Source organism: Candidatus Regiella insecticola LSR1 (genome assembly GCF_000143625.1).
Classification (GTDB): domain Bacteria; phylum Pseudomonadota; class Gammaproteobacteria; order Enterobacterales; family Enterobacteriaceae; genus Regiella; species Regiella insecticola.
The window spans coordinates 102,810-103,671 of the sequence record NZ_GL379591.1; the positions used below are offsets into that span (position 1 = coordinate 102,810).

Annotated in this window: 2 protein-coding genes; both read left to right on the forward strand. The window is 43.3% G+C overall.

Features of this window, described 5'->3' with window-relative positions:
- On the forward strand, nucleotides 1-392 hold a 392-nt coding region (locus tag REG_RS05110), incomplete at its 5' end, for a MotA/TolQ/ExbB proton channel family protein (protein ID WP_176603444.1).
- A gap of 12 nt (nucleotides 393-404) precedes the next feature.
- The gene (gene tolR, locus REG_RS05115; RefSeq protein WP_006704732.1) at nucleotides 405-833 is read left to right on the forward strand and encodes a colicin uptake protein TolR; all 429 of its coding nucleotides are present in this window, start codon (nucleotides 405-407) and stop codon (nucleotides 831-833) included.
- Nucleotides 834-862: the final 29 nt, after the last annotated feature.

Consider the following 862-nt stretch of genomic DNA (forward strand, 5'->3'; position numbering starts at 1 on the left):
GCCGACCGGAAGCGATTATTGATGGAGCATGCCGTGCGATGCGTATTGCGATGAATCGTGAATTAGAAATGTTGGAAACACATATCCCGTTTCTTGGTACGGTAGGCTCTATCAGTCCTTATATTGGTTTATTTGGTACTGTATGGGGAATTATGAATGCTTTTATTGCGTTAGGAGCAGCAAAACAAGCAACCTTACAGATGGTTGCTCCGGGCATTGCTGAGGCCTTGATCGCCACTGCTATTGGTTTATTCGCCGCCATTCCCGCGGTGATGGCGTATAATCGACTTAACCTGCGCGTGAATAAACTCGAGCAAAATTATGATAATTTTATGGAAGAGTTTACCGCTATTTTGCATCGTCAGGTTTTTGCCCGCGTTGACAACCAATAGGTAGGGTATGTTATGGCACGAGCGCGAATGAGGAGAAGACGAGAGCTTAAATCTGAAATTAACATTGTTCCTTTGCTTGACGTATTATTGGTATTGTTACTCATTTTTATGGCCACCGCGCCTGTTATCACGCAAAGTGTTGAGGTTGATTTACCTGATGCTGTAGATTCAAAAAACGTGTCCAGTGAAGGTAATGCACCGGTGATTGTTGAAGTCTCTGGTGTTGCGCAATACGCTTTAGTTGTTGATCGTCAACGCATGGAACAATTGGTAGAACAACAAGTTATTGCAGAAATAAAAAGGCATTTGCAGACTAATCCCAAAACGGTGTTTTTAATCGGTGGGGCAAAAGACGTCCCTTATGACGAAATCATCAAAACATTAAATATGCTTCATCAAGCGGGCGTTAAGTCGGTGGGGTTGATGACACAACCGATATAGTTGCTGATACCCTTCGCCTTTCAAGTTAC

Excerpts from the sequence above, each read along its gene's own strand:
- tolR (WP_006704732.1), top strand. The coding sequence starts at position 405 with ATGGCACGAGCGCGAATGAGGAGAAGACGAGAGCTTAAATCTGAAATT.